23 protein-coding genes are annotated in these 21558 nt (G+C 64.2%); 15 read left to right on the plus strand and 8 right to left on the minus strand.

Going from position 1 to position 21558, the window contains the following annotated elements:
• Positions 1 to 179 precede the first annotated feature (179 nt).
• The 12 genes from CCC_RS01830 to lysC all read left to right on the plus strand — a co-directional run bounded on the left by CCC_RS01830 (position 180) and on the right by lysC (position 8024).
• Positions 180 to 590 (plus strand): hypothetical protein, encoded by a 411-nt coding sequence (locus CCC_RS01830; RefSeq protein ID WP_009867523.1) that lies wholly within the window; start codon positions 180 to 182, stop codon positions 588 to 590.
• Between the two features lie 4 nt (positions 591 to 594).
• Positions 595 to 1161, plus strand: coding sequence for a hypothetical protein (locus CCC_RS01835; protein ID WP_009867522.1), 567 nt, complete (start codon positions 595 to 597; stop codon positions 1159 to 1161).
• A gap of 2 nt (positions 1162 to 1163) precedes the next feature.
• Positions 1164 to 2507 carry a hypothetical protein gene (locus CCC_RS01840; protein WP_009867521.1) on the plus strand — a complete coding sequence of 448 codons (1344 nt, stop codon included), beginning with the start codon at positions 1164 to 1166 and terminating at the stop codon, positions 2505 to 2507.
• Between the two features lie 2 nt (positions 2508 to 2509).
• Positions 2510 to 2947 carry a hypothetical protein gene (locus tag CCC_RS01845; RefSeq protein WP_009867520.1) on the plus strand — a complete coding sequence of 146 codons (438 nt, stop codon included), beginning with the start codon at positions 2510 to 2512 and terminating at the stop codon, positions 2945 to 2947.
• Positions 2948 to 2977: 30 nt separating this feature from the next.
• Positions 2978 to 3328: a hypothetical protein gene (locus CCC_RS01850; RefSeq protein WP_009867519.1), complete on the plus strand. Its 351-nt coding sequence runs from the start codon at positions 2978 to 2980 to the stop codon at positions 3326 to 3328.
• Positions 3321 to 3845: a DUF1833 family protein gene (locus CCC_RS01855; protein WP_041039498.1), complete on the plus strand. Its 525-nt coding sequence runs from the start codon at positions 3321 to 3323 to the stop codon at positions 3843 to 3845. Before CCC_RS01850 ends, CCC_RS01855 begins: the two co-directional genes overlap by 8 nt.
• Before the next feature lie 71 nt (positions 3846 to 3916).
• Positions 3917 to 4312 carry an NlpC/P60 family protein gene (locus tag CCC_RS01860; protein ID WP_041039500.1) on the plus strand — a complete coding sequence of 132 codons (396 nt, stop codon included), beginning with the start codon at positions 3917 to 3919 and terminating at the stop codon, positions 4310 to 4312.
• Positions 4309 to 6636 (plus strand): host specificity factor TipJ family phage tail protein, encoded by a 2328-nt coding sequence (locus tag CCC_RS01865; protein WP_041039502.1) that lies wholly within the window; start codon positions 4309 to 4311, stop codon positions 6634 to 6636. Before CCC_RS01860 ends, CCC_RS01865 begins: the two co-directional genes overlap by 4 nt.
• Before the next feature lie 34 nt (positions 6637 to 6670).
• The gene (locus tag CCC_RS01870) at positions 6671 to 6967 is read left to right on the plus strand and encodes a hypothetical protein (RefSeq protein WP_009867130.1); all 297 of its coding nucleotides are present in this window, start codon (positions 6671 to 6673) and stop codon (positions 6965 to 6967) included.
• Positions 6900 to 7460 carry a transglycosylase SLT domain-containing protein gene (locus tag CCC_RS21610; RefSeq protein WP_201773276.1) on the plus strand — a complete coding sequence of 187 codons (561 nt, stop codon included), beginning with the start codon at positions 6900 to 6902 and terminating at the stop codon, positions 7458 to 7460. Before CCC_RS01870 ends, CCC_RS21610 begins: the two co-directional genes overlap by 68 nt.
• A complete protein-coding gene (locus CCC_RS01880) occupies positions 7457 to 7894 on the plus strand; it encodes a hypothetical protein (RefSeq protein WP_041039505.1) in 438 nt (145 codons plus the stop codon). Before CCC_RS21610 ends, CCC_RS01880 begins: the two co-directional genes overlap by 4 nt.
• Positions 7851 to 8024 (plus strand): Rz1-like lysis system protein LysC, encoded by a 174-nt coding sequence (gene lysC, locus CCC_RS22360; protein ID WP_160295497.1) that lies wholly within the window; start codon positions 7851 to 7853, stop codon positions 8022 to 8024. The genes CCC_RS01880 and lysC overlap by 44 nt, the downstream gene beginning before the upstream one ends.
• Positions 8025 to 8152: 128 nt before the next feature.
• On the opposite strand, the gene CCC_RS01885 is transcribed toward lysC, so the two are convergent.
• From CCC_RS01885 to CCC_RS01920, 8 genes are all read right to left on the minus strand, one after another.
• Positions 8153 to 9805 carry a methyl-accepting chemotaxis protein gene (locus CCC_RS01885; RefSeq protein WP_052472883.1) on the minus strand — a complete coding sequence of 551 codons (1653 nt, stop codon included), beginning with the start codon at positions 9803 to 9805 and terminating at the stop codon, positions 8153 to 8155.
• A gap of 11 nt (positions 9806 to 9816) precedes the next feature.
• Positions 9817 to 10557, minus strand: coding sequence for a substrate-binding domain-containing protein (locus CCC_RS01890; protein WP_160295498.1), 741 nt, complete (start codon positions 10555 to 10557; stop codon positions 9817 to 9819).
• Positions 10558 to 10692: 135 nt separating this feature from the next.
• On the minus strand, positions 10693 to 11667 hold the full coding sequence (gene moaA / locus CCC_RS01895; protein ID WP_009868498.1) for a GTP 3',8-cyclase MoaA: 975 nt from the start codon (positions 11665 to 11667) through the stop codon (positions 10693 to 10695).
• A gap of 73 nt (positions 11668 to 11740) precedes the next feature.
• On the minus strand, positions 11741 to 12058 hold the full coding sequence (locus CCC_RS01900; RefSeq protein WP_009868499.1) for a hypothetical protein: 318 nt from the start codon (positions 12056 to 12058) through the stop codon (positions 11741 to 11743).
• A gap of 9 nt (positions 12059 to 12067) precedes the next feature.
• On the minus strand, positions 12068 to 13240 hold the full coding sequence (nrfD, locus tag CCC_RS01905) for an NrfD/PsrC family molybdoenzyme membrane anchor subunit (RefSeq protein ID WP_009868500.1): 1173 nt from the start codon (positions 13238 to 13240) through the stop codon (positions 12068 to 12070).
• Positions 13241 to 13252: 12 nt separating this feature from the next.
• The gene (locus tag CCC_RS01910) at positions 13253 to 14011 is read right to left on the minus strand and encodes a 4Fe-4S dicluster domain-containing protein (RefSeq protein WP_201773277.1); all 759 of its coding nucleotides are present in this window, start codon (positions 14009 to 14011) and stop codon (positions 13253 to 13255) included.
• A 29-nt stretch (positions 14012 to 14040) separates the two neighbouring features.
• Entirely contained in the window at positions 14041 to 16512 is a 2472-nt protein-coding gene (locus CCC_RS01915) for a molybdopterin-dependent oxidoreductase (RefSeq protein WP_041039509.1), read from the minus strand.
• Entirely contained in the window at positions 16499 to 17629 is a 1131-nt protein-coding gene (locus tag CCC_RS01920) for a 4Fe-4S dicluster domain-containing protein (protein WP_009868503.1), read from the minus strand. Before CCC_RS01920 ends, CCC_RS01915 begins: the two co-directional genes overlap by 14 nt.
• A gap of 297 nt (positions 17630 to 17926) precedes the next feature.
• On the opposite strand from CCC_RS01920, the gene CCC_RS01925 reads away from it, so the two are divergent.
• Genes CCC_RS01925 through CCC_RS01935 form a run of 3 tightly spaced genes read left to right on the plus strand, consistent with a single transcriptional unit; the run spans position 17927 to position 21541 of the window.
• A complete protein-coding gene (locus CCC_RS01925; RefSeq protein WP_160295499.1) occupies positions 17927 to 18820 on the plus strand; it encodes a substrate-binding domain-containing protein in 894 nt (297 codons plus the stop codon).
• Complete coding sequence (locus CCC_RS01930) at positions 18817 to 20283, plus strand: sensor histidine kinase (RefSeq protein WP_009868505.1); 1467 nt, start codon at positions 18817 to 18819, stop codon at positions 20281 to 20283. Before CCC_RS01925 ends, CCC_RS01930 begins: the two co-directional genes overlap by 4 nt.
• The gene (locus CCC_RS01935) at positions 20264 to 21541 is read left to right on the plus strand and encodes a sigma-54-dependent transcriptional regulator (protein WP_052472884.1); all 1278 of its coding nucleotides are present in this window, start codon (positions 20264 to 20266) and stop codon (positions 21539 to 21541) included. The genes CCC_RS01930 and CCC_RS01935 overlap by 20 nt, the downstream gene beginning before the upstream one ends.
• Positions 21542 to 21558 lie beyond the last annotated feature (17 nt).

Genomic DNA, 21558 nt, shown 5'->3' on the forward strand with positions numbered 1-21558 from the left:
GCCGAAACCGATGGCGCTTTCTGGGCCGGACAGGCCGAGAGATTCGCCGTCGCCGCCGAAGCGGCGGCAACCATTGTCGCCGAGGCAACCGGGCTTGATCTGCAAACCCTGATCGTTTCCGCCCGCAGAGGCTCGGACTACCGGACGCTCGGCATCGAGTTGTTTTGAAGGGAAGGCCCATGACCACCCTTGCCCATTACCTGACGCTCAAATCCGCCCAGGACAACGCCTTCGCCACCATCTCGGCCAAGCTCGACGATCCCAACCTGCGGATGGACGATTTCGCGCTGATGGTGAAGGCCATCGAGCTGATCGAGACCGTCCAGGACACCGATTCCTACGACGCCCTGCTGCGCAAGGTGGCCGCCAAAGCCGCCGGACTCTACGCCCCCGGCCTCAGTGGCGAGGACATCCTCATGCTCACCCGGGCCTCCCGGCTGGGCGACATCCCCCATGGCGGGGAGGAGCGGTGGATGCTGCTCAATCGCGACGAACGGAACATGGATGTCACCGGGGCCGTGATGGTCGGCGAGCGCAGCCTGGAATCCTTCGGCGATTGCGTCCTCGAAACCTTCTACGCGGAGACCTGATCCCATGCCCCTGACCATCCCCCCGATCCCCAACGCTGCTCCCTTCGTGGCGTTCTCCGACAATGTCGGCATCTTCAGCAATTCCAAGGCCCGCGAAATCCCGGCCCGGCTCAATGCCATTGCCCAGGCGCTGAAGGATCACATCAACACGCTCTGGCTGGGCACGGCCACCAGCTTCATCAACGGCACGGTGATCGCCGGTCTCAACGCCGCCCTTGCCAAGATCGAGACCTTCTCCAACGGGATCGAAACCCGCATCAACAATCAGATGGCCGAGTTCCAGGTCAATCTCGCCAATTACCTCGGAACCAATGCCGGGTATTCGGTCAGTGCCGCCAACGCCGCCCTGTTTACGGGGGGCATCGTCGCGGGCGACATCGTCTACGACGTTGCCGGAAGGGCGGTTTCGATCCGCCAGGGGCCGCGTCTGATCAACGGCATCACCTACAACGATGACGGCACCATGGCGGGCTATGCCGAGAAGCTGACCCTCGGCGGCATCACCTACACCCGCGCCTACAGCTTCACCTATACGCCCGACGGCCAGATCGCCGCCATCACGGAGGTTTGAGGATGGATATCCTGACGTTCAATGCGCTGAAGCAGTACCAGCGCCGTATTGACAGCGATCTGCTCGATCCCTGGAAGCGCCCGGCCTTCGCCGTGGTCACCATGAGCAGCTCGGCGCCCTGGGGCACGGTGGTCTACAACCACTATCTCCAGGAGCTTTGCCGCCAGCATTACAATGACAGCGGCTACATGCAGGGCAGCACCAGCAGCTTGGGAACCGAGTTCTTCAACAACTGGTATTCCTACGGCCAGACCAACTCGAACATCTCGTCAACCGACACCTCCTACGGTGACGGCACGGCGCGGTGCGGGCATCTCGGCCATATCGCCCTTGGCATCGGCCCCGACGGCTCGATGATCGGCCGCCCCAGCCCCTATGCCGGCACGGCGCTCCGGAATGTCGGGGTCTGGGTCAACAACAAGACCAACAAGAACCTCGCCCTGTTCATGGAGAACCAGTACGCGGGCGTGGCGCCGCGCGCCATCGCCCCCGGCCGCCTGACCGGCACCGAGGGTTGGCATCTGGCCTGGACCAATACCAAGTTCTACGCCCAGAACAATTTCGGGACCTACAACAAGTACGGGATGATCGGCTACAACGAGAAAACTGGAACGCTGGTCATCAATGAGAACAAGAACGGCGGCACCTCCATGCGGCTGCACGTCTATTCCAACGTCCCTCCGTTCGACATTTCCGCCAGCAACCGCCGCGCCTGGTTCAACAATCTCGATGAGACCAAGCACATCTTCTACGACTGGACGGCCAATTCGGCCGGGTATGCCGAGAGCCTCTATCGCGGCATCGTCATTCCCTGCGACGACGGCAAGATTATTATCGTGCGGATGGAGCCCAGCAATTACTGCATGCTGGACCGGTTCACGCCGAACGGAACTGGGGGCTACACCAAGGAAGCCACCCACACCCTGAGCACGACCACGACCTACGGCATGGAATCCGCCGACCGCAACGGCATCCGCTTCCAGATCTCCAACGACGGCAAATACGTCATCTGCTACCAGCCCTATTACTACTATGGGGCCGGGGCCGAGGTGTTCCTGATCCGGGTGTCGGACGGGAAGTACGCCTTCCTGCAATACCAGGATTCCAGCTATGGGCGGTCGTTCGCGCCCATTCGCGACAGCGACTTCATGGTCTCCTACAGCCCGAATTCCGACAGCGGCTACGGCATCTACATGTCGCACATCGACACCCGCACCGTGTTCCAGGCCGTCGCCGACAAGGGCGACATGAGCTCCAAGGTGCCGGGCTTCAACGTCTACATCTTCGACAGCGCCTATCACTCGACCAACTACCCCTACATCGTTCCGATCATCGGAGGCATCTGATCATGGCCGGCAAAATCAGCTTCCCCCATGGCAATGACTGGGGCGTCATCGGACCCGAGGGCGACCACGATCTGCCCGTGGACTCGACCCTGGGTCACCGCTTCCATCTCGTCGACGGCGAGGTTGTCGACCGCTATGACGGCGTTACCGACGACGAGGTCCGCGGGCTCGATGCCGAGCGTGTCGCCGAGCGGCAGGCCGAGGAACTCCAGGCGGCCAGAACCGCCCTGGTTCGCCGGGTCAAAACCGAAGCGGCGCAGCGGATTGCCACTCTCGACTGGAAGGTTGAACGCGCCCGTGAGCGGGATGCCCTGAACGGCACCAAGACCCTCCAGGAGGTCTATGCCGAGCGCGAGATCATTCGGCGGGCGAGCAACGAGGCAGAAGCCGCAATCGCCAAGCTCACCTCCCAGGAAGAGATCCTGGCCTTTTCCTGGTAGCCCCTTTCCCCTGACCCGGAATTCAATGCCATGACCGAACAATCCCCGGAAATCTGGGCGGGCGTCGCCACCCAGTATGTCGGCGCCTGGGGTCAGGCCGCCCCCATGGTCCAGATCGCCGCCATCGCTGCCACGGTGATCATCATCGCCATCATCGCCTGGGCATGGTCGCGGAAGCAGGGGGCGCCGGATGCGTCTGGTGTCCCCGTCGAGGCCTTCGCCCATGTGGTCGAGGAACAGGCCCGCCAGACCGAGGCCCTGCGCTCGGCGGTAGAGGGCCTGTCCGAGATCGTCCACGAGATGCGCAAGCTGCTGGCGGCCAGGACTTTCTGCCCGTTCCCGTCGCCCATGTGCGCTCCCGGCAAGGACAACCATGCCTGATCCGGCGTTGTCGCAGGCGCTGAAGGAGGCGTTTGCATCGGCCCCGGCCGGAACGGTGATTCTCGATACGTTGGAGATCTGGCATCCAACCTTTGACGAGCCGATCCGGGTGGTCCGCGACCACGCCGACCTCACCGCCCGGCTGGAGACCGGGGCGCCCCGCGATGGCGGCAAACGGGTGACCTTCGCCGCGCTGGCTTTCGAGTTCTCGCCGCCGCCGGTGGATACCGCCCCGGTGCCGGAAATCACCGTCACCCTAGACAATGTCGGCAGCGACATCACCGATGCCCTTGAGGGAGCCGCCATCAGCCAGCAGGTGATCGAGATCACCTGGCGGCCCTATCTCTCTACCGATCTCAACGGCCCCCATATGGACCCGCCCATCACCATGACCCTGACCGAGGTCGAAGCCGACACCATGAGGGTCACGGGGCGCGCCCGCATGCTGGATGCGGGGAACAAGTCCTTCCCATCCATCACCTACACCGCCCGGCGCTTTCCCGGTCTGGCGCGGTGATGACGTAGCGGGCTGCCGCCCGCACCCGCTCGGAGGCTCGCCTCCAAACCTCCATTCCTTTCGAGGTCATCATGCACTGGGCAATCGCCTTGATCGGCCTGCCGTGGTCCGTCCATGGCAGCGGGCCGGACTCGTTCAATTGCTGGGAATTCGTCCGCATGGTGCAGGCCGAACATTTCGGCCGCCTGCTGCCCGAGATCGGCAATCCAGAAGACATGCTGGTCATGGGGCGGACCTTTCGCGACCACCCCGAGCGTCGGCGCTGGGCCAAGGTTGACCCGCCAGCGGAGGGCGATTGCGTGCTGTTGCGCCGGTCTCGCCATCCCATCCATGTGGGCGTCTGGCTCGATGTGGATGGCGGCGGCGTCCTGCATTGCGCCGAGGGCGCTGGGGTGGTGTTCCAGCGTTCGGACGCGCTCGCGCTCAACGGCTGGGCCATCGAAGGTTTCTACCGGTTTTCGCCATGACCGCCTCCATCGTTATCGTCACCAATCCCTTCGAGCCGGTGACCAGCCGCTCGGTGCATGCGGTGGAATCCGGGATCACGCTGGGCGGCCTGTTGCAGGGTTGCGGCATCGCCGAGGATTGCTGGTCCGACGGGCCGGAAATCCTGATCGGCGGCATGGCGGTGCCGGTCGGCATCTATGCCGTCCGGGCCATCGGCGACGGCGAGGTCGTCACCGTCATTCGCTGGCCCCAGGGCGGCGGGGGCGGTGGTGGGGGCGGCAAGAACCCCATGCGGATCGTGCTCACCATCGCCGTGATGGTGGCCGCCATCTATCTGGGCCCCATGGCGGCGGTGGCCATGGGCTATACCGCCGCCGGAAGTGCCGCCGCCATGGCCACAGCGGGCATCGCCCTGGCCGGCTCGATGCTGATCAATACGGTGATCCCGGCCCCCAAGCCCTCCATGCCGTCGCTCAACTGGGGCGGCAGCGGCAGTGCGCCAGCCCCCAGCCCGACCTATTCAATCCAGGCTCAGGGCAACCAGGGCCGATTGGGCCAGCCGATCCCGGTGATCTATGGCCGCCACCTGATCTATCCCGACCTCGCCTCCGAGCCCTACCAGGATTACGTCGGCGGCGAGCAGTACCTCTACCAGCTTCATGTCATCGGCCAGGGCGAGTATGCGGTCGAGCAGATCCGCATTGAGGACACCCCGATTTCCTCCTTCGAGGAGGTCCTGACCGAAACCGTTCCTCCCGGCAGCCGTGTCACCTTGTTCGAGCCGGACGTGGTCACCGCCGCCGAGGTGGCCGGCCAGGAACTGGTGGCTCCCAATCTGGTGCAATCGGGCGACGATGGATATATCGGCCCGTTCACCGCCAATCCGGTCGACACCACAGCCGGGGCGTTGGGCATCGACGTGGTGATGCCCCGTGGCCTCTATTACGCCAATGACGGCGGCAGTCTGGATAGCCGCACCGTCCAGTGGCAGGTGGAGGCGCGGGCCATCGATGCCGAGGGTGGAGCCATTGGCGGCTGGGCGGTTCTGGCGCAGCCGTCGCATACCGCCGCCACCAACAGCACCATCCGTCTGTCCTTCCGCTATTCGGTCAGTCCGGGCCGTTACGAAGTCCGCCTCAAGCGTCTAGACACCAAGGACACCGCCGAACGCGCTGGCCATGAAATCCGCTGGGGCGCTCTGCGTGCCTATTTAACCGGCCAACCCGATTTCGGCGCCGTCACCCTGCTGGCGGTCAAGATGCGGGCCACCGACAATTTGTCGCAGCGCTCCAGCCGCATGATCAACGTCATCGCCACCCGCAAGCTGCCTGTGTGGTCAGCGGCGGGCGGTTGGTCGGCCCCGCAGCCGACCCGCTCCATCGCCTGGGCCTTCGCCGATGCCTGCAAGGCCGAGTATGGGGCGAAGCTGGCTGATTCCAGGATCGACCTCAAGACGCTGGCCACCCTGGATGCCGTTTGGGCTGCCCGCGGCGATTCCTTCGACGCGGTGTTCGACACCAGCATGACGGTGTGGGAGGCCCTGACCCGCATCGCCCGCTGCGGCCGCGCCGTGCCCATCCAGCAGGGCGGTATCGTCCGCATTATCCGTGATGCACCCCAGACCATGCCGGTGGCCATGTTCGGGCCACGCAACATCGTCAAGGGCTCGTTCAAGATCAAATACGTCATGCCCGGCGACGATACCGCCGACGCGGTGACGGTGGAGTATTTCTCGTCCCGCACCTGGAAGCCCGACGAGACCACGGCGAAGCTGCCCGACAGCCAGGGCGACAATCCGGCCAAGGTCAACCTGTTCGGCTGCACCGCCAAGGACCATGCCCAGCGGGAAGGTCTCTACATCGCCGCCAACAACCGCTACCGCCGCCGCATGGTCACCTTCCGCACCGAGCTGGAGGGCATGATCCCCACCTACGGCGATCTGGTCGCCATCACCCACGACATGCCCCGCTGGGGGCAAGGCGGCGAGGTGATCGATTGGCGGGCCGAATCCACGAAGCCGCCCTGGACTGGGGCGGTTCTGATGCTGTCCGAGCCGCTGACCTGGACCGAGGGCGTCAGCCATTATCTGGCGCTGCGCCGCCGCGACGGCAGTCTGGCGGGGCCGTTCCGGGTCGAGCCGATGGCCGATGCGCCCACCATGGTGCGTCTCACCGAGCCGCTGACCGTCACGCCATATACCGGCGGCTCGGAGGAGCGGACCTACTTCTCCTTCGGCCCCGGCCAGGCATGGGCGCAGACCGCCCGCATTCTCGCCATCCGTCCCCGCGCCGAACAGGTGGAGATCACCGCCGTCGCTGAGGACGCGCGGGTCCACATCAACTGATCCCGTTTCCCCACAACAGCCAAGGACCATCCCCATGACCAGGATTCGAGAATTTCTGCATCACCTGCCGTTCATCGCCATCGCCCTGCTGTGCCTGGCGGTGGCGCTGCTGGCCGATGGCTTTGCCCACAAGGCCGCCGCCATGAACCTCGGCTACGTCTTCATCGGCTTTACCTCCTTCGGGCTGGGAGTGCGGTGGGTGTTCAAACTGGTCGGCATCGAGATCGCCGACATCTTCGACAAAGGGGACAATGATGCGACCGGTGCTGCCATTCTTAGCTCTGCTTTTGTTCTGGGCGTCGCCTTCGTGGTCGGCTCCGTCCTTCACTGACCGCTACGACCAGCCGATCCGCACCGCCGTCAAGCGGTGGTGGGGCGATCTGCCCGACTGGCTACTGTGGAAGGCGCAGTTGTTCCAGGAGAGCCATCTCGATCCGGCGGCGGTGTCCCAGGTCGGCGCCAGGGGCATCGCCCAGATCATGCCGGGCACCTGGGGCGATCTGTCGCGGCGGCTGGAGTTCCCGCCGGCCGCCAGCCCCCATGACGCCAAGCTCGCCATCGAGGCCGGTGCCGTCTACGACGCCGATCTGCGCCGGCAATGGAGCCGCAACCGGTCCCCGATGGAAGCCCATCGTCTGGCCCTGGCCAGCTACAACGCCGGCACCGGTCATATCCTGAAGGCGCAGCGGGCCTGTGGCGGCGCCGCGCTGTGGTCGGACATCTCGCCATGCCTGTCCCAGGTCACCGGCCAGCATGCCGGCGAGACCCTGGGTTACGTCACCCGCATCGAGCACTGGCGGGCGCAGATGGAGGCGCGGCGATGATGGATTTCCTGATTCCGCTCCCCTGGCGGATTGCGGCGGCGGCGCTGGTGGTCGCCGTCATTACCGCCACCTTCGCCTGGCTGTGGGCTGAGCGTGCCGGCCTCAAGGCCGACAATGACCGGCTCACCGCCAATGCCGCCACCCTGGTCGCGGCCGGTGCTGCCAAGGACAAGGCCCTGGCCGATCTTCTGGCCAACCACGCCGCCGACCTTGCCGCTATCGCCTCCCGCCAGACCAAGGAAACGGCGGTGCGGGCCACCACCACCCGAATCATCAGAGAGGAGATCGCCCATGCCCTGCCCGAGGACGACCAGCCTGTACGCGGCGCTCTTGCTGCCGCTGTTGACCGCCTGCGGAACCCCGCCGCCGGTGATGGTGCCGGAGCCCAAGGTGATCCGCCTCAAGCCCCCGGCGGCCCTGACCGCCCGCGTTGACCCGGCCCCGATTCCGGCCATCGTCACCTACAAGGACGTGGCCGAGATCTGGACCCTCGACCGCTCTGCCCTGGCCATCTGCAATGGGCGCCTGGAGGAGATCGAGGCGCTGGGGAAGGAAGGCCAATGACGGCGTGAGAATTTTACCGGACCGGTGATACGGCCGACCGTGGGAGCAATCCCCCGGTCGGCCGCCTTTTGCGTTTGTGGGCCCGAGCGGTGGGGCCGACACAAACATATTCGGCTCCTATGTTCGCGTCACCCCGCCCGCAGCCTCTTGATAAAGTCCTTCACCTCGCCGTCGAGATGGCTGGCTTCTTCGATCAGGCCGCCGGCTTTTTCCAGCATGTCGTTGGCGACCCTGCTGGACTGGCCGGCCTTGTCGCTGACGCTGGCGATATGTCCGACGACCTCGCGGGTGCCGGCGGAGGCCTGCTCGATGCTGCGGGCGATCTCGCCGGTGGCGGCCTGCTGTTCCTCGACGGCCGAGGCAATCACGGTCGAGGCCTGGCTGATCTCATTGATGGTGCCCAGGATTTCCTTGATGGCGGCCACGGCCTGATGGGTGGCGCTTTGCACCTCTGCGATCTGTTGGCCGATTTCCTCGGTGGCGCGGCCGGTCTGGTTGGCGAGGTTCTTGACCTCGCTGGCCACCACGGCGAAGCCCTTACCGGCATCGCCGGCCCGCGCCGCCTCGATGGTGGCGTTCAAGGCCAGCAGGTTGGTCTGGCTGGCGATGTCGTTGATCAAGCTGACCACCTCGCCGATCTTCTGGGCCGAGGTCAGCAGGCTTTCGACGATTTGGGTGGTGTCTTCCGCCTTGCCCACAGCCGTGCCAGCGACCTGAGCGGCGCGGGAGACATGGCTGGCGATCTCGTGGATGGAGGCGGACAGTTCCTCTGCGGCGGCGGCCACCGTCTCCACGTTCGAGGACGCTTGTTCCGCCGCCTGCCCCGCCGCGGCGGCATCATCGGATGTGGACCCGGCGGTGAACGACATGATGCGGGCGCTGGCGTGAATGGTGTTGGAGGCGGTGTTCACATGCTGTGAGAGAGCCCCCATGTGGCCCTCGAACTCTTGCGAAAGAGCCAGCATGGTATTGTGGCGCTCGGCCTCATTGGCCTTGCGAAGCTCTTCCTGTTGCTGTTTGAGCTCGGCCACCCGGCTGGCGTTCTCGCGGAACACCTCGACGGCATGGGCCATGGCGCCGATCTCGTCCTTGCGCTCGACGCCATCGATCTGGATGTTCAGATTGCCCTCGGCCAACCGGATCATGGCGTCGCGAAGACGATCCAGCGGACCGATGATGCCCCGCGACAGGGTCATGACCAAGCCGACCACCACCACGACGATCAGCAGGCCGAAGACGACCGGACGGCTGGCCGCTGCCGCCAGCCCCTCATCCTTGGCGGCCAAGGCATCGCGGTAGTCGTTGGCGAGAACGGCCCGCATAGCCGCCAGTTGCTGCTCGGCCTTGGTCGCCGCCGCCGCGAACTTCTGCTCGTCATCCACCGACGGGTTTTCCTGCACCTTCTTCACCACAGTCGACATCTCGTCGAGGGCTGCGATCAAGGCGGTCTTAGCCTCGGAGGATGCCCCCTCGATACGGCCAGTCCGTTCGCGCACTTCGGCCAATCGGGCATCGCTCAGTGCCTTGAAGCGGGCGGGAAATATCTCGTAGTTCAGGCGGCGGCTGACCAAGACGGACAGGTTGGACAGGCCCAGTTCAACCTCCTTGGCCACAATGGTTGCCGCCTGACGCTGGTCGGCGCGAGCGGCGGCGGCAGTGCCGGAACTGAGGCTGAAAGAGCCGGTGGCGATCACCAGGGCCAGGGCGGCGACGGCGACGGCGCCGATCAGGACCAGGCTGCGTTGGATGCCGATGCGGGGCATGAGGGCGGAGGTCGTCATGGCGGCTTTCCTCACTTGAACTTCTTGCGGGCGGCGTCGGTGCGCAGGAACGCGATCAGCTTGGCCGTGTCCGGACCGGGATCGCCCTTGGTCACGATCGCCAGCGGCCGGGCGATCTTCTTGGAGCGAATAACCTTGATCTCGATGGGATCACCATCGCGCTTGGCCTCGTCGAAATAGGCCTGGACGAACCCGGCCGATACCGCACCGATGGCCCCGGCATTTTCCGCCACCATCACCATTTCCTTCTTGGTGGCGTAGACGATCTTGGCCGAGCGGGCGTAATCCACCTTCTTGCCCATGACCTGCTCCCAGACCACCTCGCGGGTGGCGGATTCGGAGTGACTGGTCACCACCTGGACCTTGCGATCAGGGCCGCCAATGTCCTTCCAGTTCTTGATCACTCCGGCATAGAGGTCGCGGAGCTGGTCCCAATCCAGTTCCTCGATCGGGTTCTTGGCATTGACGATGGGCGAGATTTCGTCCTCGGCGAGGACATGGATCTGGTAGGTGCCGTCTTCCGGCAGTCCCTGGGCCTTGAGGATGCCTTCCAATGGGCTGGAAATGATCGCCGCCGGAACTTCCCCCGCCACCAGACGCTTTACCCCGTTACCGCTGCCCACACCCTCGACCTTGATATCGAGGCCGGTCGCCTGCTTGATGTCGGCGGCAAGAGGCTCGAGGATACGACTTTGGACCGTGGTCGATCCAGACAGCGTGAATTCGGCGGCAATTGACTGTCCCGAGAGCATCAGGACCGCCAGCGTCAGAAATACAGGGCGAGTTAGGTGCATATTAAATCCTTATTTCTTACGTTCCACATGGCGGCCTTATCGCAAAGTTAACATTTCCAATAACCACGCGCGCTATGGCCAAGGCGATATTGATCATCCGCCAGTTATGTTCATGCCACGAGCAAGGCGGTTGATTTGGACGTCGCCAACAAAACCGTGCCGCTCCGGCTTAGCTGAAATGGCCGAGTCGATGATTCTCTCGAGATGGTGATCCGACTCGCTGGCGCGCAAGGGAGTGCCGAGGTCAATCGCATCTTCCTGCCCGAGGCAGGTATAGAGCGCCCCCGTGCAGGTCACTCGGATGCGGTCGCAACCGTCACAGAAACACGCGCTCATGGGGGTGATGAAGCCGATTCGGCACTGGGTCTCGGCGATGGTGGCATAGCGGGCCGGACCGGCGGTCTGCCAATCGCAATCCACCAGCGTCCATCTCCGCTCCAGATCGGACCGCACTTGCGATAGCGCCAGATGCCGAGAGGTGGAATCCCCCGCCATGGGCATGCGCTCGATCAGGCAGAGATCGAAGCCATGGAGACCGCACCAGGCGACAAGATCATCAAACTCGTGGTCGTTGATCCCCGGCAAGGTCACTGTGTTGATCCGAACGGCGAGCCCCGCCGCCTTTGCGGCGAAAATTCCCTCCATTACCTGTTCCAAACGACCATGCCGCGTGAGGGAGGTGAAGCGAGTCGGATCAAGGGTATCGAGGGAAACATTGATGCGCCGCACACCCGCCGTCGCCAGTCCATCGGCATGTTTGGCGAGTTGAGTGCCGTTGGTGGTCAGCGTCACCTCGTCGAGACGGCCATCCGCCACCAGGGCCCCCAGCCGGTCGATCAGGCTCATGATGTTGCGCCGGACCAGCGGCTCCCCTCCGGTGAGCCTGATCTTGCGCACGCCTTTGCGGACAAACGCCTCGCACAGACGGCCAAGTTCCTCCAAGGTCAGCAACTCGGCCCTTGGCTTGAAAGTGACGTCCTCGGCCATGCAATAGACGCATCTGAGATCGCAGCGATCCGTCACCGAGAGGCGGAGATAGGTTATCTTGCGGCCGAAGCGATCAATCATTCGGGACTATCATCTTCCAGAAAGAGGAAGGCCCGGTCGTTTCCGGCCGGGCCTGAGTGTGGTGGGTCGATGTTTATTTGAAGCTCCGCTTCAGCGCCTCGCGTTCATTGGCCTGCTTGCGCTTCAGGGCCATGCGCTCCTCGTCCTGCTTGTCCTCGAGGACGCGGACCTCCTTGATCTGGCGATCCTCGAGTTCGCGCATGGCCTTCTTGTTCTCGGGGTTGGTCAGCGCCTGCTCGGCGGGGCTGTAGGGCATGGTGCCCCAATTGCCCACGTCGGTCCCGGCTTCCGCCGGCAGGGCCGGCTTGGGATCGGCGGCCCCGGCGGTGACGGGAGCCGTCATCGCCAGAATCGCCAGGAGGAGTGCGGCAAAAGTCGCTTTGGTGATCATGGCGCTCTCCTACTGCTCGGAGGTTTCGGAGAGGCGCAGCAACCAATTACCGGCCCCGTAGAGGACATAGAAGATGCCGAACCCAGCCGGAACCAGCATCCATTCGGTGGCCGACGGCCAGTACTCGGCATAGCCGCCGAACGACCCTTTGAACAAGGGCACCACCTGGCCGACGATCAGCAGTTCCAGGCGGGCGAAGAAGATGCCCACGCCGAACAGCAGCGCCGCCAGGGCCTGGAAGGGGCGATATTGCCGCCGGGATTCCGAGGCCATCAGAAGGGCGGGAAGAACGAAACCCAACCAAATCTCCACATGGAACAGCGGAGAGCGGAGCGCATGCCAGTGAGCCTCCATCCCTTCGTAATTGCTCCACAGCCCGGTGATGATCTGGCCGAAGCGCATGGCGATGACGGCCAGCAGGGAGACGAAGAACAGCCGGGGTAGAACGGAAGTGTAGAGCCGCTTCACCTCAGCCTGCTTGTCCTCATGCTCATACAGGCTGGTGATGAACAGGATGAAGGCGGTGGCGGTGGCGAAGCCGGTGAGGATGAAATACATGGGCATCACCGGGCTGTACCAGGCCGGACGCATGGCCATCATGCCGAACACCAGACCCAGGGTTCCGGGAGCCAGGATGCAGATGGTGAACGAGGCGATGGACACGTAATGCGCCCGCTTGGTGTGCCACTCGCCGGTATGCATCAGGTAGAACTTCACGCAGAGCAAGACGAGGTCGATGGAGTAGAACACGCCCATCCACCACATGGGGGAATGGAACTGCATCCCCATGGGGATCGCCCAAATCATGCGGAAGGGATGACCGATTTCCAGCGCCAGGATGGAGAAGCCGGCCACCAAGGTGGTGATGGACAGCCACATACACCGCTTGGCGACGGGATAGAACACCTTCAGGCCGAATACGGTATCGAGCGAGGCGATCACCGACAGGCCCGACGAGGTCAGCAGGAAGAACAGGTAGAAGGCGATGGGCGCCCCCCAGGCCACGTTGGAGGACGTGTTGAAGGCGGAATGGCCGTTCAAGACCAGTTGGAGGAGCACATAAGCAAGCCCGACACCGGCGAGGATGGCGCCCCCCAGCATCATGAGGATGGTGACGCCATCGGGCTTCTTGCCGAAATCGATGAGGCCGAGCAGCCCCTGAGAGTTAGGACGGGTTGTCATGACGGGCCTCCCTTACGATTTGATGCGCGTGGAGCGGGTTTCAGGGATGGAGGATTGCTCACCGGCCAGGTAGTAGACCTGGGGCCGGTTGCCGGTTTCCTCCTTCAGGCGGGTACCCCGCTTCTCGGCGATGAGACGGCGAACCTCGCTGGTGGGCGTGTCGAGGTCGCCGAAATAGCGGGCCGAGGGCGCGCAGGTGACGACGCAGGCCGGGACGAAATCGCGCAAAGCCGGATTGCTGGGATCGAGATCCACGGTTCCCGCCGGAGCCTTGGAAACCCGGTGATAGCAGAAGGTGCATTTGGAGACCACGTTGGTGGGCTGGATGCCGACGCCGTGCTTGGGATCGCGCCGCGCCTCGGGCATCTGCCACGGCGGGTTCCACATCTTGTCGCCGTCGCCTGGGAACACCGAACGGATGTCGGGCTGAACCGGCTGCTTTTCCTCGGCATAGAAGCGCACGCCGTAGGGGCAGGCGACCATGCAGTATTTGCAGCCGATGCATTTCTCCCAATCCACCAGGACAAAGCCGTCCTTGTCCTTGAAGGTCGCCCCGGTCGGGCAGACCTCGCGGCAGGACGGGTTCTCGCAGTGCATGCAGGGACGCGGCAGCCAGCTGAACTTGCCCGAGGGATATTCACCCTCGGCGTAGAACAGGACGTCCTGCCAGTTCTCACCGGGCAGCCGGTTATTTTCCACCTGACAGGCGGTGGTGCAGGCTTGGCAGCCGGTGCACTTTTCCAGGTCGATGACCATTCCCCATCGTGACATGACTAATTCTCCTTCTCAGATCCCGTCCATCACGCCTTCTCGACCGTCACCAGCACGCCGTAATTGCTGGTGAGGCCAGAGATGGGGTCGGAAACATTGGGAATGATCTCGCTGACATTGCCGCTGTTGCGGCTCTTGGCCCACCGGCCGTGGGCCCAATGGCCGAAGCCGAAGGGCAGCACCACTGTGTCGGGACGGGCACCGGGGAAGTAGCGGGCCTGGGCGGTGATCGAGCCGATATCCGAGCTGATCTTGACCCGATCGCCGTCCTTGATGCCGCGCGCCTGGGCGGTCTTGGGATTGATCTCCAGGTACATCTGGCCACGGCCGCCCACATTGGGCTGGTAGATGGACACCGCGTTGGGGATGTTGGCGCTGCGCCCCTCGGCATGCATGGGGGTCTTGGGCGTCACGAAGAACAGATCGCCCTTGCCGGTATATTTGGGCGCCACCCACTGCGGGAAGCCCACCCGGTCGGCGGCAACGCCGACACGTTGCTGGATGAAGTCGGCGTAGTGTTCGAGATACGAGGACTTGAACTCGAACTTGCCGGAATCGGTCTTCAGCAGCTTGGCCTTAACGTCCTCGGGCGTCATCGGCTTGCGATAGTCCTCGCCATCCCACTGATAGAACTCGCCGTCGATCTGGCGGTAGACATAGGGCTTCTTGTACCAGACGCCCTTTTCGACCCAGCTTTCGAAGCTGTTGACGCCGTTGTCGCCGGGGCTGGTCTCGAACCCCTTGGCCAGGGCGCGCAGGATGTTCTCGGTATTGCCGATGGCCTTATAGTAGTCGCTCATGGGGCCGTTGATGCGCTTGCCCAGTTCGATGAGGACGTCGGTGAAGGCCATGGTGTTGTGGATCGGCTTGACCGCCGGCTGACGGATATTGACCATTGGCCAGCCCTGGAAGGGGTAGGTCGGGCAATCGTTCCACCGTTCCAGATAGGTATGATCCGGCAGGATCAGGTCGGCGAACACCGAGGTCTCACTCGGGAAGGGCGAGGTATCGACCACGAAGATGTCCTTCAACGCCTCTTCCCAGACCTTGCATTCCGGGCCGCTGAAGATGGGATTGGTCAGCCAGAAGACCATGGTGTCCATCTTGTAGGGATTACCCGCCAGATGGTTTTTTGCGACCTCCTGCCACTGGTTGCTGGCCATGGGCAGATAGGCGGTCTTGACCCGGTCGATGCGCGGCATCTTCTTCGCCGCCGCCGCCTTGGCGATGTCGTCCATGAAGTCTTCGGGCTTCACCGGCAGCTTACCGAACGGCACGCTCATCTGGTTGCCCAAGCCGCCCTTGGCGTAGAAGGCGCCGACCAGGGCATTCAGACTGTGGATGGCCAGACCATTATAGGTGGCGTTGGTGCAGGTGGTGGCACCACGCTCGAAGACGGCCATGGCCGGCTTGGTGGTGCCGAATTCCCGGGCCGTGGCGAGGATCAGCTTTTCTGGGATAGTGGTGATCTCCGCCGCCCAGGCCGGCGTGCGGTCCTTGAGCTCGGCATTCCACCAGGCGATCAGATCCTTGGTCCACTTGTCCTTGAAGCTGGCCGGATCCAGCGTCTCGCCGGTCTTGAACAGATTCTTGCCGTCGACGAAGTCGCCGACGAACTTCTTGTCCCACAGCCCCTCGGTGAGCAGCACATGGGCAATGGCCAGCGCCAGGGCACCATCGGTGCCGGGCTTGATCATCAGCAGGTGATCGGCGGCGGCGCCGGTGGTGGTCAGGCGGATATCGACCACCGTGACCTTGGTCTTGGGCGCCTTGGTGCGGATATGGCCCCAGGTCTGGAGATTGTTGTTCAGCGGCCGGTAGGCTTCGAGGAAGGCGGCGCCGAAGAACAGCAGGTAATTGGCGTTGCGGTAGTCGTAGGAATTATAGGCGTAATTGCCGTCCAGAGCCGACTTGGCCTTCTTGCTGGCGTCCGAGCATAAGGAGGAGTGGCCAAGGCCCACATTAGGTGAGCCGTACATGGCGGAGAACGGCCCCAACTGGCCATCATCGGAATTACCCCAGCCACGGCCCAAGGTGATGCTGAACCGGTGGGCCTCGCCCTTCTCGCGTAGGGTGTTGAGGCGTTTGCCCAAGGTGTCCAGCGCTTCGTCCCAGGTGATCGGGACAAATTTGGGATCGACGTCACGGCCCTTGGCCGGATTGGTCCGCTTCATGGGCCCGGTGTGGCGGTCGGGATCGTAGAGCATGTAGACCCCAAGCGGCCCCTTGGGGCACAGCTTGCCGTTGGAGATGGGGTGGTCCAGCGTGCCGGTGATGCCGGTCACCTTGCCATCCTCGACGCGCACATCGATGCCGCAGCGGGCCGGGCACTGGTGACAGGTGCTCTTCACGATCTTGGTGTCGATGGCGGCGGCGGCATGGGCTTCGTCCGGCTTGGACATCAGCCCGGTCGCTCCGACACCGACGGCGGCGGTAGCGGCGGCGCCGGCGACGGTGGTGGCTTTGAGAAACTCTCGCCGTGTGGAATCAAGTGTGCTCATGGCACTCCCTCTCTTTTAGGTCACTGGCTTGAAACGAAAACAGGTTGCGCAACATGCCGATGCCGTTGCGGCAGCGCGGGCAAAGGCCGTCGGCGTCGATGTCGGACATCTGGGCGCCGCATTGGCGGCACAGGCCGATGGAATGGGCGGTAAGAATGGTGCGCTCGGCTCGGATGGCCCGGCCCGCCGAGCGATCGAAGGACAGCGCCGACCCGGGGCAGGCCGAGACGCACAGGCCGCAGTCGATGCAGGAACGGGGATCGAAGGACAGGCCCTCGGCAGCCTCGCCCACCCACGACTGCAAGGCCTGGGTCGGGCAATGGGCGGCGCAGGCCCCGCTATTGTTGCAAGCCTCTGAAACACCGAGGGACGGCACCAGCCGGTCGGGCGACAGCCCGCCATGCATTTCCGACAGGCGGCGCAGCAACGCCACCTGCCGCAGGTGGTTCCGCACGACCGGAGCCGCTTCCACGGGTGTGACCGGCACCGGAGTTCGGCTCGGAGTGCCGGAGCCCACGGCTCCCAATCGACGGAACAACCCACGGCGGGAGACGCCACCACGCGCCGCACTGTCGTCTCGCAGCGCGGGTTTCAGGGGGGTGCGCCGCAAGCGGGGAACCAGCGCCTCGGCCAGGCCGATCGCCAGCATGATGTCGCGGGTTTGAACCAGGGCCCGCGCCGCCGGAATCGCCTCGCCCTTGCCGACGGAGCATTCGCCGCACCAGCCCCGATCCATGAGGACGACCGAAGCTTCACCGGCGGCAAGGCGCAAGGCCAGAAGATGGGAAACCGTCAGACCGCTGAGACAGGGAACCCGAATGGTGCCCGCTTCGATGCTGTTGGGCGGCACCCGCGCGCATTCCACCACCACCCGTCCGTGGCGGGGCGACGGGTCGGCGGCTTCGCCGAAGCCTTTGGCTTCGATGGCTCCCACCGGACAGGCCACGGCACAGGAACCACAGCCGACGCAAGTTTCGGAAACCGTGGGAACGTCGCCCATGGCCTCGATCGCCGCCACCGGACAGCCCTCGGCGCAAGCCACACAGCCGCCACGGCGGCGGAAGGGCTCGCAGGCGGCACCATCCAAATGAACGAACTCTGTGGCGACCAACGACATTTCCTACCCTTTTGGTTGGGAATCGCCTCATTAAATGTGTGGGCATTCTGGGACTGAATTATTGGAGGCCGCAATGGAAATGAGCGGTATCGACAAAGAAAAACTTATTGATTACAGTGAGTTGTTACCGCGCGGTAACGCATTCCATGCCATATAGCGCAAAGTTATTTAATTGATTTCTGAACTCATCTCCAAAGCGCCTGCCGTTACCATTCGGTAACATGCCAAACATTTACAGAGTTTCGGCCCAATCCGATGCTCTACCTCTCTCGCGGGGGCAGTGTTAGAGTGCCTGCCATGCAGATGTTCAAAGGAAGCTGGTCGGCATCTTGGTTCACCGTTCGAGGATGGCTCGGCGGTGTTGTGCTGCTGGTTTTGGCCCTGTCCATGCCGCTGCCGGCCCAGGCCGCCGAGGGGCCGGTCCGTATCGCGCTGACCGCGGCTGCCGTCCGGGACGAGCTTCCCTTCTATGATCGCTGGGCCGCCTATCTGGGGCGCAAACTCGGCCGCCCGGTGGAATTCGTCCAGCGGCGCAGTTATCGCGACATCATCGAGATGCTGCGGACCGGCGAGTTGGATTTCTCCTGGGTCTGCAGCTACTCCTTTGTCCAGGCGCTGGACGCGGGACTGGTGGATCTGGTGGCCACACCGGTCTTTCGCGGCAAGCCGCTCTACCAGTCCTACATCATCGTGCCGCGTGACAGCCCAACCACAGACCTGATGCAGTTGGAAGGCAAGTCCTTCGCCTATACCGACCCGGATTCCAACACCGGCTACATCGTGCCCCGCGCCATGCTGCGCGATTCGGGGCACAACCCCGAGCGCTTCTTCCGAACCATCTTCTTCACCTGGGATCATGGTCAGGCAATCGAGGCGGTGGCCGACAAGGTGGCGGACGGGGCCGCCGTGGATTCCTATGTCTGGGAGTATCTGGCGGCCCAGCGCCCCCGCCTCGCCGAGCGGACCAAGATCATCCAGCGCTCGGAGGAGTTCAGCTTTCCCCCCATGGTGGCGCGGCGCGGCATCGATCCCGATCTGCGCAGGCGCTTTGCCGACGCCATCCTCAGCATGGCCGCCGATGCCGAGGGACGGCGGTTGCTGGGCGAGATGATGCTGGATGGCTTCGTGGCCCTGCCTGCCTCCAGCTACGACAAGGTGCGGGCCTTGCCGACGGCGCGTCCGTTACGATGACCATCTTCCGGCCAATGGCCTGGAGTCTGTCCATCAAGCTGCCGGTCATCGTCTGTCTGGTGGTGGTGGGCGTCGCCGCCGTGATCGGCGCTGGCGTGGTCGGCAAGGACCGCATCGAACTCCGCGAAGCCCTGTCGGACAATGCGCGGCTGCTGGCCCGCTGGGTCGCGGCCAGCGCCGCCGAACCCATGCTGCGCGACGACAGTTGGTCGGTATATCGCATCCTGCGGCAGGTCACCTTCGAGGGCGGCGGTGGCGAGACGGAAGTCGTCACCGCCATGGTGCTGGACCGCGAAGGCAAGGTCGCCGCCCATCTTCAGCCGGGCGAGAACCCCATCGGGCTGCCGCTGGTCGTCCATGGCGACAGCGAGGCGAAGCTGCTGGCCGCCGCCCTTGGCGCCCATGCGCCCATGGTGCATGAGGACGAGGACGGAAAATTCGTCGAAGGAGTCGCCCCGGTCTTCGCTGGCGGCAAATATGTGGGGGTGGTCCGGGTTCGCCTGTCCACCCGGCAATTGACGGAGGCGACACGGGAAGCGGCCCTGGTGGTTCTCGCCCTCGCCCTGGGCCTTGCCGCGCTGGGCAGTCTCGTCGGCATCAGGCTGTCGCTGGGCGCGGTCCGTCCGTTGCGGCGGCTGGCCGATGCCATGGCCTTGCTGGGTCAGGGAGACCACGCCCCAGTGAGCATCAAGGGCGGTGACGAGATCGCCCAACTGGGCGAGTCCTTCAACCAGATGGCCGCCGAGGTGGCGGAAAAGCAGCGGCTGGAACGGGAACTGGCGCAAAGCGAGAAGTCCGCCGCCCTCGGCCGCATCGCCGCCGGTGTCGCCCACGAGGTCAACAATCCCCTGGCCGGCATCCTCAACTGCCTGTCCACCATCAAGGACCACCCGGAACAGCCCGATCTGGTGACGCGCTATCTGCCGCCCATCGAGAAAGGACTGCATCGCATCCGCGCCATAGTCCAGGATCTGCTGGTGGAGCAGCGGGCCGAGCACGCCTCGGAACTGTGCGGTCCGGAATGCCTGGACGAACTGCGCGATTTGATCATTGCCGAGATTGAGGGCGCCGGCATCACCCTGGACTGGGACAATCGCGTCCATGCTCCGGTCCAGGTCAACCGGCCCCGCCTACAACAGGCCGTGCTCAATCTGCTCAAGAATGCCGCCCAGGCCATGCCCGACGGCGGCTGCCTGAAGTTCTCGGCCAGCCTTGACGGCGGCCTTTTGCGCATGGAGATCGAGGACACCGGCATCGGCATCGCCGAAGAGGATCTGCGGCACATCTTCGATCCGTTCTTCTCGTCAAAAAAAAGCGGCACCGGGCTTGGCCTATGGATCACCCTGCGGCTGCTGAATTCCATGGGCGGAGGCGTCGAGGTCACCAGCGAACCGGGCAAGGGAAGCATATTCAGCCTCCATGTTCCCGTGGAAGGAGAAGGCCATGGACCGGCGCAGCAATGACCGCGACCGCATGCAGGTACTGGTCGTCGAGGATGACGAGATCATGCTGCTGTCCCTGGTTGATCGGCTCAAACTGGAGGGGATCGAGGCCATCGGCGCGCCGACTCTGAAGGAAGCCCGCTGGTGGCTGGGAACCGGCGGCATGGATCTGGTGGTCTGCGACATCCGCCTGCCAGACGGCCAGGGCAGTGATCTGTTCCTGGAAATCTCCAAGCTCCAGCCCGGCCTTCCCTTCATCCTGATGACCGCCTTCGGCTCGGTGGCCGACGCGGTGGCGCTGGTCAAGGCCGGGGCAGTGGACTACCTGGAAAAGCCCTTCGACCTGCCCGCCTTCATTCAACTGGTCCGCCGCACCCTGGCCACCCTGGCCGATATGCGTCTGGCCGATGGCCCGGCCATGGAGCGCTTTCGCCTGGGCTCCGGCCTGCTGGGCCAGGACCCGGCCATCCTGCGTCTGGAACGCACCATCCACCGTATCCGCAACCTGGACACGCCGGTGCTGATCTCGGGCGAGCGCGGCACCGGCAAGCGGCAACTGGCCGCTCTGATCCACCACAACAGCTCCCGCGCCCAGGGACCGTTCGTGAAGCTCAACTGCGCGCCCTGGGAGAACGATGGCGAGGTGGAGGTGGATTTCGCCGCCGCCATCGAACGGGCGGCGGGGGGAACCCTGTTCCTGGACGAGGTGGCGGAACTGCCCGAGCGCTTGCAGGGGCGTCTGATCCAGCTGATCAGCCATCCCCACCCCAATATGCGGGTGATCGCGGCCCGCCGGGCCGAAGGGGGCGCCGAAGAGGAAGGCGCCGTCCGCCCCGATCTGCTGTGGCGGCTTTCGGTCATCCATATCCGGGTGCCGCCCTTGCGTGAACGCCCGGAAGACATCGTCCGCATCGCCCGGCTGTTCCTGGCCCAGGCGGCCAGTGTTGCGGGCAAGCGGGTCACCGGCTTCTCGCCCGCCGCCGAGGATTCCTTGCGGATACAGAAGCTGCCCGGCAACGGCCGCGAACTGCGCCGTCTGGTCGAGCGGGCGGTGGCGCTGGCCGATGGACCGCAGGTGGAGCTCCACCACATCGATTCCGAACCGGAAAAGCCGATCGAGACTGTCGATCTGAAGACAGCGGTCGAGGATGCCGAGCGCGCCGCCATCCTCTCCGCCCTGGCCCGCGCCGACGGCGCCATCGGCAAGGCCGCCGATTTTCTCGGCATCTCGCGCAAGAACCTGTGGGAGAAGATGCGCCGCTACGATATCGAGCGATAGCGCGTAACATCTCACCG

This window comes from Paramagnetospirillum magnetotacticum MS-1, from assembly GCF_000829825.1.
Lineage (GTDB): Bacteria > Pseudomonadota > Alphaproteobacteria > Rhodospirillales > Magnetospirillaceae > Phaeospirillum > Phaeospirillum magnetotacticum.